Genomic DNA, 14439 nt, shown 5'->3' with positions numbered 1-14439 from the left:
CGACCCGGCAGGGTTGAACCATGGTATTGGAGTCATGTGCCCTGAACCGCCATCCATGAGCCAACGCCCAGGCCACGCAAGCGAGCGGAAGGCGGTGCTGGAACTGGAGCAGCTGCATCTGCGCTATCCAGGCGCCGAACAGTGGACCCTGAATGGCCTTGATCTACGCATCACAGCCGGGGAACACCTGGCGCTCGTTGGCCCCTCCGGCTGCGGCAAAAGCACCGTTGCGAAAGCTGCACTGCAGTTGCTCCCCACTGGAAGTGTCTGCGAGGGCACGCTGAGGCTGAACGGCCGTGACCCCCGCGGTCTCAGCAGACGGAATCTGCAGCAGCTTCGGGGTGAAGGGGTGGGACTGGTGTTCCAGGACCCGATGACACGGCTCAACCCCCTCATGACCGTGGGAGGGCACTTGCTCGACACCTTGCGTGCCCACGGTCCTGAGATGCCGCTGAAAGCCCAGCGAGAGAGAGCCGAAGAGTTACTGGAACGGGTCAGCATCGGTGCCGACCGCTTCAACGCCTACCCCCATGAATTCAGCGGTGGCATGCGCCAGCGCCTGGCGATCGCGTTGGCCATCTGCCTCCAGCCGCCGCTCGTGATCGCTGATGAACCCACGACAAGCCTGGATGTGGCCGTGGCGGGGCAGGTCATGGCAGAACTGCGCCAACTCTGCGACGGGCTTGGCAGTGCCCTGCTTCTGATCAGCCACGACCTTGCCATGGCCCATCGTTGGTGCGATCGCATGGCCGTGCTGGATGGAGGGAAGGTCGTGGAGACCTCCAGCAGCACAACAGTCCTCACCCAACCCAGCTCAAGGGTGGGGCAGAGGCTGGTGAAGGCGGCACGGCAACGGGAAGGAGGGAACACCCCATCAGCACCGACTGCCACGACAGCGCTCCAGGTGGAGGAACTGCGCTGCTGGCACAACCTTGGCGGCACTCCATGGTCCCCACGTTGGCTGAAGGCCGTCGATGGCGTGAGCTTCCAAGTTCAGGCAGGCGAATCCCTGGGCGTGGTGGGAGGATCCGGCTGCGGAAAGAGCACGCTTTGCCGAGCCCTGATGGGACTGAGTCCGATCCGGGGAGGCCAGGTTTGGCTTCAGGGGGTCAATCTGCTGCAGCAACGAGGGGCCCGAAAGCGTCTGCTCAGACGCTCAATCCAGATGGTGTTCCAGGACCCACTCGCCTGCCTCAATCCGGCGATGTGCGTGAGTGATGCCATCGCTGATCCTCTGTTGATTCATGGTCTGCGAAGCAAAACAGCAGCCCGGGAGCAGGCCAGGGAATTGCTGGAACTCGTGGGACTCTCACCCGCAGAACAATTCCAGAACAGGCGTCCCAGGCAGCTCTCCGGAGGACAACAGCAACGAGTGGCGATCGCCCGAGCTCTGGCTCTGGAGCCGAAAGTGCTGATCTGTGATGAAAGCGTGAGCATGCTGGATGCAGAGATTCAGGCAGACGTTCTGAACCTGCTGCGCACACTGCAACACCGCCTTGGACTGGCCATGGTGTTCGTCACCCACGATCTATCCGTAGCCAGCGGCTTCTGCCACCAGGTGATCGTGCTCGATCACGGCCGGATCGTGGAACAAGGCCCAGGAGATCAGATGCTCGCCCGTCCCAAGGCTGCAATTACACAAAAGCTGGTGGATGCATGCCCGCGCTTACCGACTTGACAGTGTGAGTCGCATCTCCCTGGGGGGGGGGGGGGCAGTTACAACAAAAGCATGTGGAATCGCCGAGGTTACGATGTCATCGACAAGGCAGAACACTGCCAACCTCTGAACGTCTTAACATGGGACTATTTATACGCGGCTGCAGTGGGAGGACCAAGCCATGCCAGCGATTATTCCCACACAAATAGCAGGTCCCATTCCATTGCTAATGAGGTCGCCATTGATGACAACACCGGCTTGACAGGTGCATTGGCTTTCGCCACACAAAATGGTTGAAACTTGGATTAACTATGGTTGCTAAACCATGCCCAAAATAGTTCAACCACCGCTGGCTATGGAGCAGAAAACAGCATCCGTTCAGGCGTGATTGGGTGCCAGGTTGTTCTTGCGCAAGCGACAACACTTGGCAGTGACCACCTTTTTCATGGCGGAGATGCATGCAGAGGCAATCCAGGCGGATCGAATGAGTGGAATCAGGTCAGACCTGCAACGTGGAGAGCAAGCTGGTGCAATGGCCCACTGCCAATCTCCTCATCAGAATGGGCGAGACCCCAGGCTGCACAAATGAGATCTGCCTGCACAATCGCGATCATCGCCATCAGCTCCGGGATGTTGATGGCGGCGCCTGGATCAGCCCAGAACAAACCAATCGCCAGGATTGAGGAAGTGGTCTCACAACCTGCCTTTCAACGCCCGCACGGGAAAACGGAACGTGTGGCAACGCAAGGGCAGCCACTGCAGAACAGAACAGTGCTGCGAACAGCCAAACCCGGGCGGATGCAAATCCAGATGAACCAGGGCAACCGCAGCTTTCGCATGGGAGGCAACGCATCGCTTCAGATCAATGGCAACACGATCAACCACCGCAGCGGTCAGATCATCGCCTGGATCGCTCCAGGCGGACCAAGGGTCACACCACTTCAGATCCGCACCCGCATTGCCACCGCCGCGATCCGTGGCACGACCCTCTTCATCGATGACCAAGGTGACAAGATCATCTTTCTCAGCTGGGAAGGGGACGTCAGCGTCCAGGCCGACTCCGGCGAAGCCTTCTCGCTCAATGGTGGGCAGGTCCTCACCTATGACGACAGCACCGCCACATGGAGTGGACCTCGTCCGTTGACACGCAAACAGGCGATGACCCGGCGTCGGAAGAGCCAGTTGCTCAATGGCTTCCAGGCACCCATGCAGACCATGCCTGAAGTGGAAGCCGTTCTAAACCAGGCTCCGAGCACGGCCGATCCATGAGGAGACTGCCAAACCCTCGCCTCTGGGGGTGGGGGCTGGCATTGGTGGTGCCCATCCTGATCGGCATGCCGGCACTGCGGCAGGGCCTACCCATCGGAATGCTGGAGCAACTCGACGTTGAACTCCAAAGCCTCGCCATCTTGCTGCATGGCCGCAAGCCTCCCTCGAACGACCCAGTGATCGTTGCGATCGACGAGACATCACTCGCTGTGGATGTGCTGTTCACCCCGGAAGAGAGGAGTGACTCACCCCTACTCGAGGCCATGGGACCGTGGCCATGGCCTCGATCACTGCAAGCCGAACTCGCCGCGTATGTGCTGGAGCGTGGTGCTCGAGGCGTCATTTTCAACATCGTGTTTGCCAATCCCAGTGCATACGGCCCAGAGGATGACCAGCAGTTCCTGGATCGCCTCTCCCCCTGGAGGGATCGCATCACACTTGCCGCTGATTTCGAACGCAACAGCAACGACGGCATTGAACAACGCCAGCTTGTGCTCCCTCTCTGGCCATGGCCAAGGATTGGCCTGACCACACTGCTGCTCAGCGAAAGGGGACAAGTACGAGCCATCCCCGGCAGCAACTGGAACGAAGATGAACTAGGAACGTTGCCCGGACCGCATCCAACGGCACTGGCCTTTGTTGCGAACGATCGCCCGCCAAGCCGCGAAGCTCTTGGCCTGCCGTTCAGCGGGCCAGCAGGTGATTGGCCGATGGTGCCGGCTTGGGAGCTTGAAACGCAGCCGGACTCGGTCTGGAAAGACCGACTCGTCCTGATCGGTTCCACCGCTGCTGCCATGGGCCAGCAGAAGGAAACCCCCTTTGGCCCGGTCAGCGGGGTGGAGGTCCAGGCCGTGGCGATCGCCGCCGTGGCGGAGAACACAGGACTGCTTCCACTACAAGCCTCCTGGGAGATTCCGCTGCTGATCGGATGGATCGCGCTGGCAGGGCTGCTGCTGCTCCGAGCGCGTTCGAGCCGAGCAATCGTGCTCACGACGCTGCTCCTGATCAGCCTGAGCCTGCTGCTGACAGGAACAATCTGGCTGGGGTTCCAACGTTGGCTACCCCAAGCCACAGTGCTTGCAGGACTGCTGCTGGGCGGAGGCACCAAAGCAGCACAAACCTGGTTGCAGGAAAACAGAGAACGAGATGAGCTACGGCGTGTGCTGGAACGGCGCGTCTCACCGCGACTGCTCCAGAAGATTCTCAAGGAACCGGACCGACTCGGGACCCAACTCGGAGGTCAGCACTGCCGCTGCGTGGTTCTATTCACCGATCTTGTTGGCTTCACAAGCCTCAGCTCCCAGCTCGAAGCCAAGACACTCTTTAACCTGCTGAATGCCTATTTCGATGGGCTGGCCGGCGCTGTCATCGCCGAGGACGGACTGCTCGATAAGTTCATCGGAGATTCACTGATGGCTGAATTCGGGATTCCGGAATCACGCGGTGATCGAGAGGAAGCACTGGCGGCGATCCGAGCAGCGCTGGCGATGCAGAAGAGCCTGGCAAGGCTCAATGCCCAGCTCGCAGCGGAACAACAGCCAACGCTGAGCCAGGGGATCGGCCTTCACTTCGGGGATCTAATCGCCGGAAACCTCGGTTCACGCGATCGGCTGGAGTTCACCGTGATTGGGGCAACGGTGAATGTCGCCAGCCGCCTCGAGGGCCTCACCAGGCAATTCCAGGAGTACCCGATCCTGATCAGCGGAGAGCTCCTCGCCCTGGTTGAGGATGCAGTCGAGGTTGTCGATCTTGGCCCTCAAGCCTTGAAAGGCTGGCCGGAACCGATCCAGGTGTTTGGCTTCATCAAACTGATCGGCGAAGAGTGATGCACCAGGAGCTCAGCGCGAAGACCCGAAGGATGATGATCCAAGCTCGCTCAAGCAAGAGTTTGGCTGAAGCGCCCAATGATTGATCGCAACGGCCACTGGATCCAGCCCAAACCTGTCCATGAACTGCAGACGCGAGTATGCGGTCGTCTTGACTAGTCCTTATCGCTGCATCACTGAGATGCCCCGCCGGATCCGAGCCACATTGGTGCTAAGCCTCTGTGCGCTGTGCGCTTGCTCCTTGACAGGTGTTCAGAGCCGAGCACAAGCCAATCACAACAGGCAAACAGAACTGGATCCAGTGGATGTGATCTGGTTTCCGAATCCGCCCTACGCGATGAACGAGAAAGGGGTGCCCGCTGGATTTGAGATTGACCTGTGGCGGATGATCGCTGAAACGCGCCAAATCCCTTACCGCATTCGCAAAGCGAACAGCTTTGAAGAGTTACTGGCAGACATCAGCACAAACAAGGCAGACCTCGCGATCTCAGGAGTTCTGATCAATGAGAACCGCAGCAAGATTTTCCGTTTTTCCTTCCCCACAGCAAGCAGTGACTTGAAGATCTACACCCTCAAAAAGGAGGAGTCGACAGCCATCAGGCTTCTGCAGATCCTGTTCTCAAAAGAAGTATTACTGATCTTCCTGGGCCTAATCCTCATCGCCTGCATCTTTGCTGTTCCGGTCTGGCTCATGGAGCGCCACAGACCGGAACTAGCCGACAACCAGAAACGACATCAACTGGTCTTCATTCTGCAAAAAACCCTGCTGCTCTCAACCGACCACACGCAACGAACGAGAAGTCGCCTGATGTCGATTGCTTCGCTCTTTGCCAGGGTTCTTCTTACTGGCTATTTCGCGTCATACATCCTGAAAATAGCCAGCACTGATCAAGCGATCAATGTGGCCAAGCCGATGGACGAGATCAACTTGGAGACTCTTCAGGACTCCACATTCGCCGCCATCCCTGGCTACATCCAAACCTCAATCCTGAAGAGCAGTGGTGCCAAAACCATTGACTGTGATGTAGCCGAAACCTGTATTCATCTTCTACAAACTGGCCAGGCCGATGCCATTCTCGACGACATGCTCACCATGAAGACGGCACTGAGAACGATGCCCCCTGAACCCAAGATCTCTGCTGCATCAGACAAACTCATGACCCTCTTTATGGCCTTTGCCATTTCGGAGGAGTTCAACCGTGACGAACGCGCCCAAACCATCAACGACGCAATTGCCAGAAGCTACTACGACGGCAGCCACGCAAAATTGAGCAGAATCTGGATGCAGCGCTAATCAAAAGAGATACATCAGGCCATCACAATCAAAAAGGGTTCAATCAGCCACAGCAGGCCCAGAGAAAAAGCCCCAAAGAGGCCAACAAAAGATCGAAAGATTAACGGGTCTATTGCAACCACTTGACCCTCCTTTCAACAACCGATCGGCCATCAGAGTCGCCGCCGAAGCACCGTCAGCAATTTGTCCAACACAGGAGGCAGCGGTGCCTCAAACACCATCCGTTGCCGGGTAATCGGATGATCGAGGCCCAGCTGGAACGCATGCAGCGCCTGACCAGGCAGATCAATCGGCAACTTGCGACAACGGCTGTAAGTGGGGTCACCCACCACCGGATGGTTCATATGGGCGCAGTGCACACGGATCTGGTGCGTACGACCGGTATCCAACTTGAAACGGAGCAATGAATAATCGCCAAGCCGCTCCTGCAAGCTCCAGTGCGTACAGGCGTAACGACCGCTTTCACCGCTCACCACCGCGTATTTTTTGCGGTCTGCGGGATGGCGACCGATGGCACCCACGATGGAACCGGAATCACCCTGGGGAAGGCCATGCACGACGGCCAGATACTCGCGTGAGGCGATCCGCTTCTGGATTTGAACCTGAAGCTTCACAAGCGCCTCCTGGCTCTTGGCAATGACGATGCAACCTGTGGTGTCTTTATCCAGCCTGTGGACAATCCCTGGCCGCAGCTTGCCACTGATTCCTGGCAGGTCAGGGCAGTGATGCAACAGGCCGTTCACGAGCGTGCCGTCCTTGTTGCCGGGTGCCGGATGCACCGTGAGCCCAGCTGGTTTGTTGATCACGATCAGGTGCTCGTCCTCAAAGAGCACATCAAGCTCCATCGGCTCCGGCTTGAGATACGGCAAAGGCTCAGGCGGCGGCATCCAGAGCTGCACCTCATCTCCCTGCCGCAGTGGTGTTTTGGCCTTGCCGGTCTTCCCATTCACGCGCACGAAACCGGCATCAATGAATTTCTGAATCCGCGCACGGCTCTGCTCCGTGCGCTGACTCACTAACCAGCGATCGAGGCGCATCGGCAAGGGCTTGGGGTAGGTGAGGGTGACCAGTTCCCCCTCGCCTTCCCCGAAGGACTGGCTGAACGACTCCTCAGGCAGAGGCGGACGCTCACGGCGTTGCCTTTGCGCGCTCACGCTGCCGGCTCCGCCGGCAGCTCCAAAGAGATGCTGCCGAGTGCCGACTTGCGGAAATCGTCCATCAGACGCTGAGCCATCCGCGCTGTGTCTGACGACGTGTGCTTCTCTGCCGCGGCCTGCATCCAGTAGGCAGGGTCTGCCGTATCAGCGCTGAGGGGAACGCCATAACGCCCCTCCACCCGTGTCAGCGAGGCCCCGGAAGCCTGGCGTTGATCCAGATCAGCCAGTAAGCGGAGAAAAGCCTGAGCGACGAGCTCACCGTCGTAGGCCGCCTGGCCAATGTCATCGCAAAGGGCGAGGAAGAGGGCTGCTCGCTGATCATCCAGCCGCGGTGGCAGCACCCCTGGCGCATCGAGCAGATCCAGATCCTGCCCCACACGCACCCAGCGCAGCGTGCGCGTCACGCCCGCACGGCGAGCACTCGCTACCACTTTCTGCTTCACCAAGCGGTTGATCAAGGCAGATTTGCCGACGTTCGGAAAGCCAAGAGTGAGCGCCCGCACCGGCCTAGGGCGCATGCCGCGGTTGCGGCGCCGTTCATTGAGTTGATTGCCAGCGCGGATGGCCGCTTGCTGCAACTGCTTCACCCCAGTTCCGGCCTTGGCATCACACCAAACCGTGGCTTGGCCCTGGCTCTTGAACCACTGCTGCCAGGCCTCCCGCGCCTCGGCGGTAATCATGTCTCGCCGGTTGATCACCAGGAGGTGCTGCTTGCCCTTCACCCAGCGGCTGAGATGGGGGTGACCAGTGGCCAAAGGGATGCGGGCATCACGCACCTCAATCACCAGATCGACCTTGTCCAGATTGCGCTTGAGTTGCTGCTCCGCCTTGGCGATATGGCCTGGGTACCACTGAATCGGGGGGGTGCTCACGGCACCACCAGCACGGGACAGGGCGCCAGCTGAATCACACGCACTGCCGTGCTTTCCGTGTCGTCTTCCAGATTCACTCCGCGGGTGCCCATCACGATCAGATCCACATTCAACTCGTCGGCCACATTGCAGATCTCAAAGGCGGGCTTCCCTTCTCGCTCCACCAGCTCACAGGACACCCCAGCCTGCTCAAAACGACTGCGGGCCTGCTCCAGCAAGGGCGCAACCGTTGCATGGTCATGCATTTCTGGTCGTTCTGGCTGCACCACCGACAGCAAGACCATGCTGCTGCCATGACGACGGGCCAACTCCAAAGCCTTGCCTGCGATCTCGATCGCCTCACGGCTCTGATCGATCGGGAACAGAACGGTGTTGAACATGCGTTCCTCCACGGGGGCAGAACCGATATGGACGGTCTAGCGCCAGATCAGCGCCACCCGGGTTAATCTCCCCTCGTTTTCTTACCGCACGACACAACCCCATGGCGAAGCGTTCCCTGGCCAGCCTCACCGGCGCCGACCTCAGCGGCAAACGCGTTCTCGTGCGGGTTGACTTCAACGTGCCCCTGAACGACGCCGGTGCAATCACCGACGACACCCGGATCCGCGCCGCCCTGCCCACAATCAACGATCTCATCGGCAAGGGCGCCAAGGTGATCCTCTCGGCCCACTTCGGCCGTCCCAAAGGTCAGGTGAACGACAGCATGCGCCTCACCCCCGTGGCAGCCCGCCTCAGCGAGCTGCTGGGCAAGCCCGTGACCAAAACCGACAGCTGCATCGGCCCCGACGCCGAAGCCAAGGTGGGCGCCATGGCCAACGGTGATGTGGTGCTGCTGGAGAACGTTCGCTTCTTCGCTGAAGAAGAGAAGAACGATCCAGCCTTCGCCGAGAAGCTCGCCGGCCTCGCCGATGTGTACGTCAACGATGCCTTCGGTGCAGCCCACCGTGCTCACGCCTCAACAGAGGGTGTGACCAAGTTCCTGAAGCCCAGTGTCGGCGGCTTCCTGATGGAGAAAGAGCTGCAGTATCTGCAGGGAGCGATCGATGCTCCCAAGCGTCCTCTGGCCGCAATCGTGGGTGGCTCCAAGGTGAGCTCCAAGATCGGCGTCCTCGAGGCCCTGCTCGACAAGTGCGACAAGATCCTCGTCGGTGGCGGCATGATCTTCACCTTCTACAAGGCCCGTGGCCTCTCGGTGGGCAAGAGCCTGGTGGAAGAAGACAAGCTGGAACTGGCCAAGGAGCTGGAAGCCAAGGCCAAAGCCAAAGGCGTGCAGTTCCTGCTGCCCACCGACGTGATCCTGGCTGACAACTTCGCCCCAGATGCCAACAGCCAGACCGTGAAGGTGGATGCCATCCCCGACGGCTGGATGGGTTTGGACATAGGTCCTGACTCTGTGCAGGTGTTCCAGGACGCCCTGGCTGATTGCCAGACCGTGATCTGGAACGGCCCCATGGGCGTGTTCGAGTTCGACAAATTCGCTGGTGGTACCAACGCCATTGCCACCACCCTGGCCGACCTCAGCGGCAAGGGCTGCTGCACGATCATCGGCGGTGGTGACTCCGTGGCAGCTGTGGAGAAGGCTGGCCTCGCCGACAAGATGTCCCACATCTCCACCGGCGGTGGCGCCAGCCTCGAGCTGCTGGAAGGCAAGGTGCTGCCTGGCGTGTCTGCCCTCGACGCAGCCTGATCAGACGTGCCTGGATCGGATCGGTGGTGACCCAATCGCCGATCCAATCTTGATCAGTTCGTTGCCGGGCCGTTCCACCAGGAATGGCCTTTTGACGGATCTGAGTCAACGGCCCCGCGGCGGCGATGGCGAACAGAACGCTCAGGCATCGGCAACAGCCCCAACCGCTCCCGCTCGCGATTGATCTGCTTGCGCCCCTGCTTGAGTAACGCCCGACGAGCCTGATGCTGCCGATGCTTGCAGCTGCGGTAGGCATCCAGGCTGGAAGCATCTTTGACACAACGCTGCTGATTCTTGAGCAGGGCCAAACGCTGGGGATAGCTGCTCAGCTCCCAGTCCCGGCGAGCCTTGAAGAGGGCCTGCTTCTGGGCCTGCGTGAGGGCCAAGCGCTCACCGCTGATATCTCGGGCCTCCACCTGAGCGCTCCAGGCCTGCAGGGACGAAGCAGTGAAAGCTGCACAAGAGATCAAACAGAAACGCTGCCAACCCGTGGATGCGGTCATCACGCAAAAAGTCGAATCACCGTTCCATGCTGTGGGTGATAACCCGCGAGGATCTGACCAGAACATCCGCCAGTGATGACAGGATCTGACCTGCACCCCCCCGCCCACTTGGCCTGCGTGGGCCTCGGCGCCCTGGGGCTACCGATGGCGATCACTCTGCGACAAGCCGGCTACAGCCTCAGGGTGCATACCCGAAGCCGAACGCCTGAAACCGACCCAGCCCTGGACGGCGCCCTTGCCTGTGCCAGCCCCGCCGCCGCTGTGACTGGATGCCAGGCGCTGGTGCTGTGCGTCAGCGATGACGCTGCTGTGGAGACGGTGCTCTGGGGAGAGCACGGAGCAGGCCCCGCGCTAACCCCCGGAAGTGTGGTGATCGACTGCTCAACGATCGCGCCGGCAACCTCCCAGGCCATGGCCAAGCGGTTGAGCGCAAGGGGCGTGCAGTATCTGGATGCCCCAGTTACAGGCGGAACGGAAGGTGCCAAAGCCGGCACGCTCACTGTGCTCTGTGGCGGCGAGGCCGCCGACTTGGATCGAGCCCGACCTGTCCTGGAAAGCATCGGTGGATCCATCAACCACTTCGGCCCTGTCGGGGCAGGACAACAGGTGAAAGCGATCAATCAGGTACTCGTCGCAGGCAGCTACGCCGCCGTGGCCGAGGCGGTCGCCTTGGGGCAACATCTACAACTGCCGATGGAGCAGGTGGTGCAGGCACTCAAAAATGGGGCCGCTGGCTCTTGGGCGCTGGAGCACCGTTCAGCAGCGATGCTTGCGGACCACTACCCCCTTGGTTTCAAGTTGGCCTTGCACCACAAGGATCTGGGGATCGCCCTGCAAGCAGCAGACAACTGTGACCTGACCCTACCGATCACCGCAGCCGTACGAGAGCAGGAAGAGGCCTTGATGCAGCAAGGATTCGAGAATGCTGATGTGTCCGTGCTCCGCAGAGGGGTGCTGCGCAGAGGGGTGCCGAACAGCCAGGCAACGCAGGATCTCGAGGATTAGCGCATCAAGCGATGCCGATCCAGAACGCAGAGTCGCCTGCGCTCACAACTCACTTTGTTCGTTCACAACCCGCACCTGCTTGGTGACAGTGATCACACCGTCGGGATGAACCAACATGGCGGCCCAGGTCTGAACACCAGCCTGAAAAGGCGCCTGAACCGACTTAAACAATCCACCGCCGCCAAGCGGCTCAAGCTGGATGTCTGGACTGCGCTGCTCGCGAACCTGAAGAGGTGTGAGACCGGTCAATCCGCCGGCGAGAAGGGCATCTCCAAGCGGTTCATCCAGAACCACATCCACGTCGTAACGGCTTCCCGTCAGCACCGCATCAGGAATCAACAACGTCACCGCGATCGGCTCTCGGGAACTCGCCAGCACGGATTGATCCTGGCGCAACTCCTGGCCGCTGATCAAGCCTCCTTCCGTGATGAGAGTGAGTTGCTGGCGGGCATCCAAGGAAAACAGAAGATCATCTTTTTCAGTGGTCCCGGTGATGGCCACACCGACCGGCAGCCGTCCATCCGCCAAAGGAGAACCGACGGAAAGGCGCCAGCGGGCGTTGGGGAAGCGCTGAGCAAAACGGCGCAAGCGCAGCAACAGCTGATCTCGTTGCTGCGGAACAATCAGGTCGTCCAAACCAGCCTGATCCGGAGCATTAAGAGCCTGCTCCAATCTGCCCACAAGCTCCTGCCCCTCTGTTGAGGCACCAACAGGAGCCCAAGCCAGAGGAGACACCGCAACCGAGAGGAGCGTGCCCAGCATCAGGGATCCCAGAGAGGAGCGGCCCACAATGCTGCCGATCCGCGAAAGAGGTTGCAGCACGTCAACAGTTGCGAGCATCACCCTTAAGTTAGGGCGCCTGTTCGCGCCATGCCCGCTGCCATGTCACGGCTTCTGATCGCCGCCAGCGGTACCGGCGGGCATCTTTTTCCTGCGCTCGCTGTTGCCGAGGCGCTGCCCACCTCCTGGAGCAGCCGATGGCTAGGAGTACCCGATCGCTTGGAAACCTCACTGGTTCCCGACCGCTTCAGACTGATCACGGTGAAAGCGGGAGGATTGCAGGGGCGGGGGCTGCGCAAACTGCTTCAGCTGATTCAACTGATCGTCGCCAGCAAGGACGTGCGGCGCCTCATCAAGCAGGAGCACACGCAGGTGGTCTTCACCACCGGCGGCTACATCGCTGCACCAGCCATTTTGGCGGCCCGCTGGAGCCGCATCCCTGTGGTGCTGCATGAATCGAACGCCATTCCGGGTCGGGTGACCCGCCTATTAGGCCGTTTTTGCACCAAGGTGGCGGTTGGTCTACCAGCAGCGGTGGAACGCATTCCCGGCTGCAAAGCCGTCGTCACCGGTACGCCGGTGCGCGAAAGCTTTCTCACGCCCCAACCCCTACCGAACTGGGTGCCGGCCGGCACAGGGCCGCTCGTGCTGGTGATGGGCGGTAGCCAAGGCGCCGTCGGCCTGAATCGAATGGTGCGTGCCGTCCTACCCGATCTGCTCGAAGCCGGCTGCCGGGTGGTGCACCTCAGTGGCAGTAACGATCCCGAAGCAGGCAGCCTGAAGCACCCTCAACTGGCGGAACAACCCTTCAGCGATGAGATTCCAGGGCTGCTGCAACATGCCGATCTGGCCATCAGCCGAGCTGGAGCCGGCAGCCTGAGCGAACTCGCCATCACCAGCACAGCCAGCATTCTGGTGCCGTTCCCCCAGGCTGCCGATCAACACCAGGATGCCAATGCAGCCTGTGCCGCCGCCTTGGGCGCCGCCGTGATCGTGCACCAACACGAGCCTGAACACCACACGCTGCGAAACACCCTCTGGCGTCTCCTGGGACCACGTCTGCGCAGTTGTGATCCAGATGCTGATCCGTTGATCACGATGGCAGCAGGCATGGAACAACTCGCCGTGCGCGATGCCGAACACCAACTAGTGCGGCTGTTGCATGAGCTAGTCGGCAATTGAGCTCGTGGCGCCGATCAAACCAAGGGCTGATGATCCAGCTCCTGGCGTAACGCATGGATGATGCGGCGGTTGTTGGCGCGAGTCTGCAGACCAATCCGAAGCCAACACTCTCCCAGGCCTTCGAAAGAACGGCAGTCACGCAGCAACACTCCACGCCGCGCGACCCCTTCGCGCATGGCCATGAGTGAATGCTTGGCTTCCACAAGCAGATAATTCGCACTGCTGGGATACGACTTCAGCCCAGGCAGGTCATCAAGCTGAGCACGAAGCCAAGGCAGCTCATGATGAACCCAATCGTGGACCCTCTGCGTCCAGCGCTGAAGGCCCGATCGATCACGCATCACCGCCACTCCTGCAGCCAGAGCCAGTCCATTCACAGCCCATGGATCTCGCCAGGCTGCCCAACGCTGCAGACGCTGCGAAGACGCCACTGCATAGCCCAAACGCAAACCGGCAACAGCAAACAGCTTGGTGAGGCTGCGAATGACCACCAAATTTGGATAGTCCTGCAGCAGTGGAATCATGGACTGAGCCTCCCCTCCAGGAACTAAGGGCAGGAATGCCTCGTCACAAATCACGAGGGCATAGCGAGGCAACAAACGCGTTAACGATTTCAGATCCCAGAGCTGACCGGTGGGGTTATGAGGATTGGTAATCCACAAACAATCAGAGCCATGTCCTGAGAGTGCGGTCTCCGGGAAGGACTGAGGCCACACATCACCCCAGGACAACGGCAATGGCAAGGGCAACAGAGCGCCATCCCAACATTTCAGTGAGCGGACGTAATCCGAAAATCCTGGAGTGGGGAGAAGGCTGACGCCCACAGCAGCCGCATCACGAGCGGCCCAGGTAAACAATTCAGCAGCCCCATTGCCGGGCAACACAGACGCAGCATCAACGCCATGGTGCTGCGCAATCGCCTCTCGCAAGTCTGCTTGGCCTCGATCGGGATAATCACGCAGAGCACTGCCATCGATCGCCGCGGCCAAGGCCCGACGCATCACTGAAGGCGGCCGAAACGGCACCAGCGACGCACTCACATCTAGGAGCCGGCGCGGGTCGCATCCCAGCCTCCGCGCTTCATCGCTGAGATTGCCGCCATGGGCGGGACCCTGGCTGGTCAAGGGAGCTGACTCCAGATCAGAGCATCCTGCCGTTCCAGCCCCATCCCCCCCGCAACAGGTCAGACCGACAACGCCTCGACGGG

The 14439-nt window shown here is 60.3% G+C and carries 13 protein-coding genes; 7 read left to right on the top strand and 6 right to left on the bottom strand.

The genetic code is table 11. The annotated features are described in order from the left end of the window. Nucleotides 1-55 precede the first annotated feature (55 nt). The 4 genes from DXY16_RS10500 (at nt 56) to DXY16_RS10480 (ending at nt 6046) form a co-directional block, all read left to right on the top strand. Entirely contained in the window at nt 56-1678 is a 1623-nt protein-coding gene (locus DXY16_RS10500; RefSeq protein WP_115121177.1) for an ABC transporter ATP-binding protein, read from the top strand. Between the two features lie 564 nt (nt 1679-2242). Further along, nucleotides 2243-2926, top strand: a complete 684-nt coding sequence (locus DXY16_RS10490) for a FecR family protein (RefSeq protein WP_115121175.1) — start codon at nt 2243-2245, stop codon at nt 2924-2926. Next, nucleotides 2923-4752 (top strand): adenylate/guanylate cyclase domain-containing protein, encoded by a 1830-nt coding sequence (locus DXY16_RS10485; RefSeq protein WP_115121174.1) that lies wholly within the window; start codon nt 2923-2925, stop codon nt 4750-4752. The genes DXY16_RS10490 and DXY16_RS10485 overlap by 4 nt, the downstream gene beginning before the upstream one ends. Nucleotides 4753-4993: 241 nt before the next feature. Continuing rightward, nucleotides 4994-6046: a transporter substrate-binding domain-containing protein gene (locus DXY16_RS10480; RefSeq protein ID WP_170953928.1), complete on the top strand. Its 1053-nt coding sequence runs from the start codon at nt 4994-4996 to the stop codon at nt 6044-6046. A gap of 152 nt (nt 6047-6198) precedes the next feature. Here DXY16_RS10480 and DXY16_RS10475 read toward each other — a convergent pair whose 3' ends face one another. Genes DXY16_RS10475 through DXY16_RS10465 form a run of 3 tightly spaced genes read right to left on the bottom strand, consistent with a single transcriptional unit; the run spans nt 6199 to nt 8455 of the window. After that, nucleotides 6199-7200 (bottom strand): RluA family pseudouridine synthase, encoded by a 1002-nt coding sequence (locus DXY16_RS10475; RefSeq protein WP_115121172.1) that lies wholly within the window; start codon nt 7198-7200, stop codon nt 6199-6201. Next, a complete protein-coding gene (ylqF, locus tag DXY16_RS10470) occupies nt 7197-8075 on the bottom strand; it encodes a ribosome biogenesis GTPase YlqF (RefSeq protein ID WP_115121171.1) in 879 nt (292 codons plus the stop codon). The genes DXY16_RS10475 and ylqF overlap by 4 nt, the downstream gene beginning before the upstream one ends. Continuing rightward, nucleotides 8072-8455 (bottom strand): universal stress protein, encoded by a 384-nt coding sequence (locus DXY16_RS10465; RefSeq protein ID WP_115121256.1) that lies wholly within the window; start codon nt 8453-8455, stop codon nt 8072-8074. Before DXY16_RS10465 ends, ylqF begins: the two co-directional genes overlap by 4 nt. A 101-nt stretch (nt 8456-8556) precedes the next feature. Between DXY16_RS10465 and pgk the strand changes: the two genes are divergently transcribed. After that, nucleotides 8557-9762, top strand: a complete 1206-nt coding sequence (gene pgk / locus DXY16_RS10460; RefSeq protein ID WP_115121170.1) for a phosphoglycerate kinase — start codon at nt 8557-8559, stop codon at nt 9760-9762. Nucleotides 9763-9815: 53 nt separating this feature from the next. Here pgk and DXY16_RS10455 read toward each other — a convergent pair whose 3' ends face one another. Continuing rightward, nucleotides 9816-10265, bottom strand: coding sequence for a hypothetical protein (locus tag DXY16_RS10455; protein WP_115121169.1), 450 nt, complete (start codon nt 10263-10265; stop codon nt 9816-9818). Between the two features lie 75 nt (nt 10266-10340). Between DXY16_RS10455 and DXY16_RS10450 the strand changes: the two genes are divergently transcribed. Next, entirely contained in the window at nt 10341-11270 is a 930-nt protein-coding gene (locus DXY16_RS10450) for an NAD(P)-dependent oxidoreductase (protein WP_115121168.1), read from the top strand. Between the two features lie 42 nt (nt 11271-11312). Here DXY16_RS10450 and DXY16_RS10445 read toward each other — a convergent pair whose 3' ends face one another. Continuing rightward, nucleotides 11313-12110, bottom strand: coding sequence for a hypothetical protein (locus DXY16_RS10445; RefSeq protein WP_115121167.1), 798 nt, complete (start codon nt 12108-12110; stop codon nt 11313-11315). A 42-nt stretch (nt 12111-12152) separates the two neighbouring features. Between DXY16_RS10445 and DXY16_RS10440 the strand changes: the two genes are divergently transcribed. After that, complete coding sequence (locus tag DXY16_RS10440) at nt 12153-13232, top strand: glycosyltransferase (protein WP_115121255.1); 1080 nt, start codon at nt 12153-12155, stop codon at nt 13230-13232. Between the two features lie 14 nt (nt 13233-13246). On the opposite strand, the gene DXY16_RS10435 is transcribed toward DXY16_RS10440, so the two are convergent. After that, nucleotides 13247-14356: a histidinol-phosphate transaminase gene (locus DXY16_RS10435; RefSeq protein WP_115121166.1), complete on the bottom strand. Its 1110-nt coding sequence runs from the start codon at nt 14354-14356 to the stop codon at nt 13247-13249. Nucleotides 14357-14439: the final 83 nt, after the last annotated feature.

The organism is Synechococcus sp. UW105 (assembly GCF_900473935.1).
Lineage (GTDB): Bacteria > Cyanobacteriota > Cyanobacteriia > PCC-6307 > Cyanobiaceae > Synechococcus_C.
This window is presented reverse-complemented; position numbering and strand designations above follow the sequence as displayed.

What these genes read in the sequence shown, in the direction of transcription:
- DXY16_RS10455 (WP_115121169.1), bottom strand. Translation starts at nt 10,265, where the DNA reads ATGACCGCATCCACGGGTTGGCAGCGTTTCTGTTTGATCTCTTGTGCA.
- DXY16_RS10485 (WP_115121174.1), top strand. Translation starts at nt 2,923, where the DNA reads ATGAGGAGACTGCCAAACCCTCGCCTCTGGGGGTGGGGGCTGGCATTG.
- DXY16_RS10440 (WP_115121255.1), top strand. Translation starts at nt 12,153, where the DNA reads ATGTCACGGCTTCTGATCGCCGCCAGCGGTACCGGCGGGCATCTTTTT.
- DXY16_RS10465 (WP_115121256.1), bottom strand. Translation starts at nt 8,455, where the DNA reads ATGTTCAACACCGTTCTGTTCCCGATCGATCAGAGCCGTGAGGCGATC.
- DXY16_RS10500 (WP_115121177.1), top strand. Translation starts at nt 56, where the DNA reads ATGAGCCAACGCCCAGGCCACGCAAGCGAGCGGAAGGCGGTGCTGGAA.
- DXY16_RS10445 (WP_115121167.1), bottom strand. Translation starts at nt 12,110, where the DNA reads ATGCTCGCAACTGTTGACGTGCTGCAACCTCTTTCGCGGATCGGCAGC.
- DXY16_RS10490 (WP_115121175.1), top strand. Translation starts at nt 2,243, where the DNA reads ATGAGATCTGCCTGCACAATCGCGATCATCGCCATCAGCTCCGGGATG.
- pgk (WP_115121170.1), top strand. Translation starts at nt 8,557, where the DNA reads ATGGCGAAGCGTTCCCTGGCCAGCCTCACCGGCGCCGACCTCAGCGGC.
- DXY16_RS10450 (WP_115121168.1), top strand. Translation starts at nt 10,341, where the DNA reads ATGACAGGATCTGACCTGCACCCCCCCGCCCACTTGGCCTGCGTGGGC.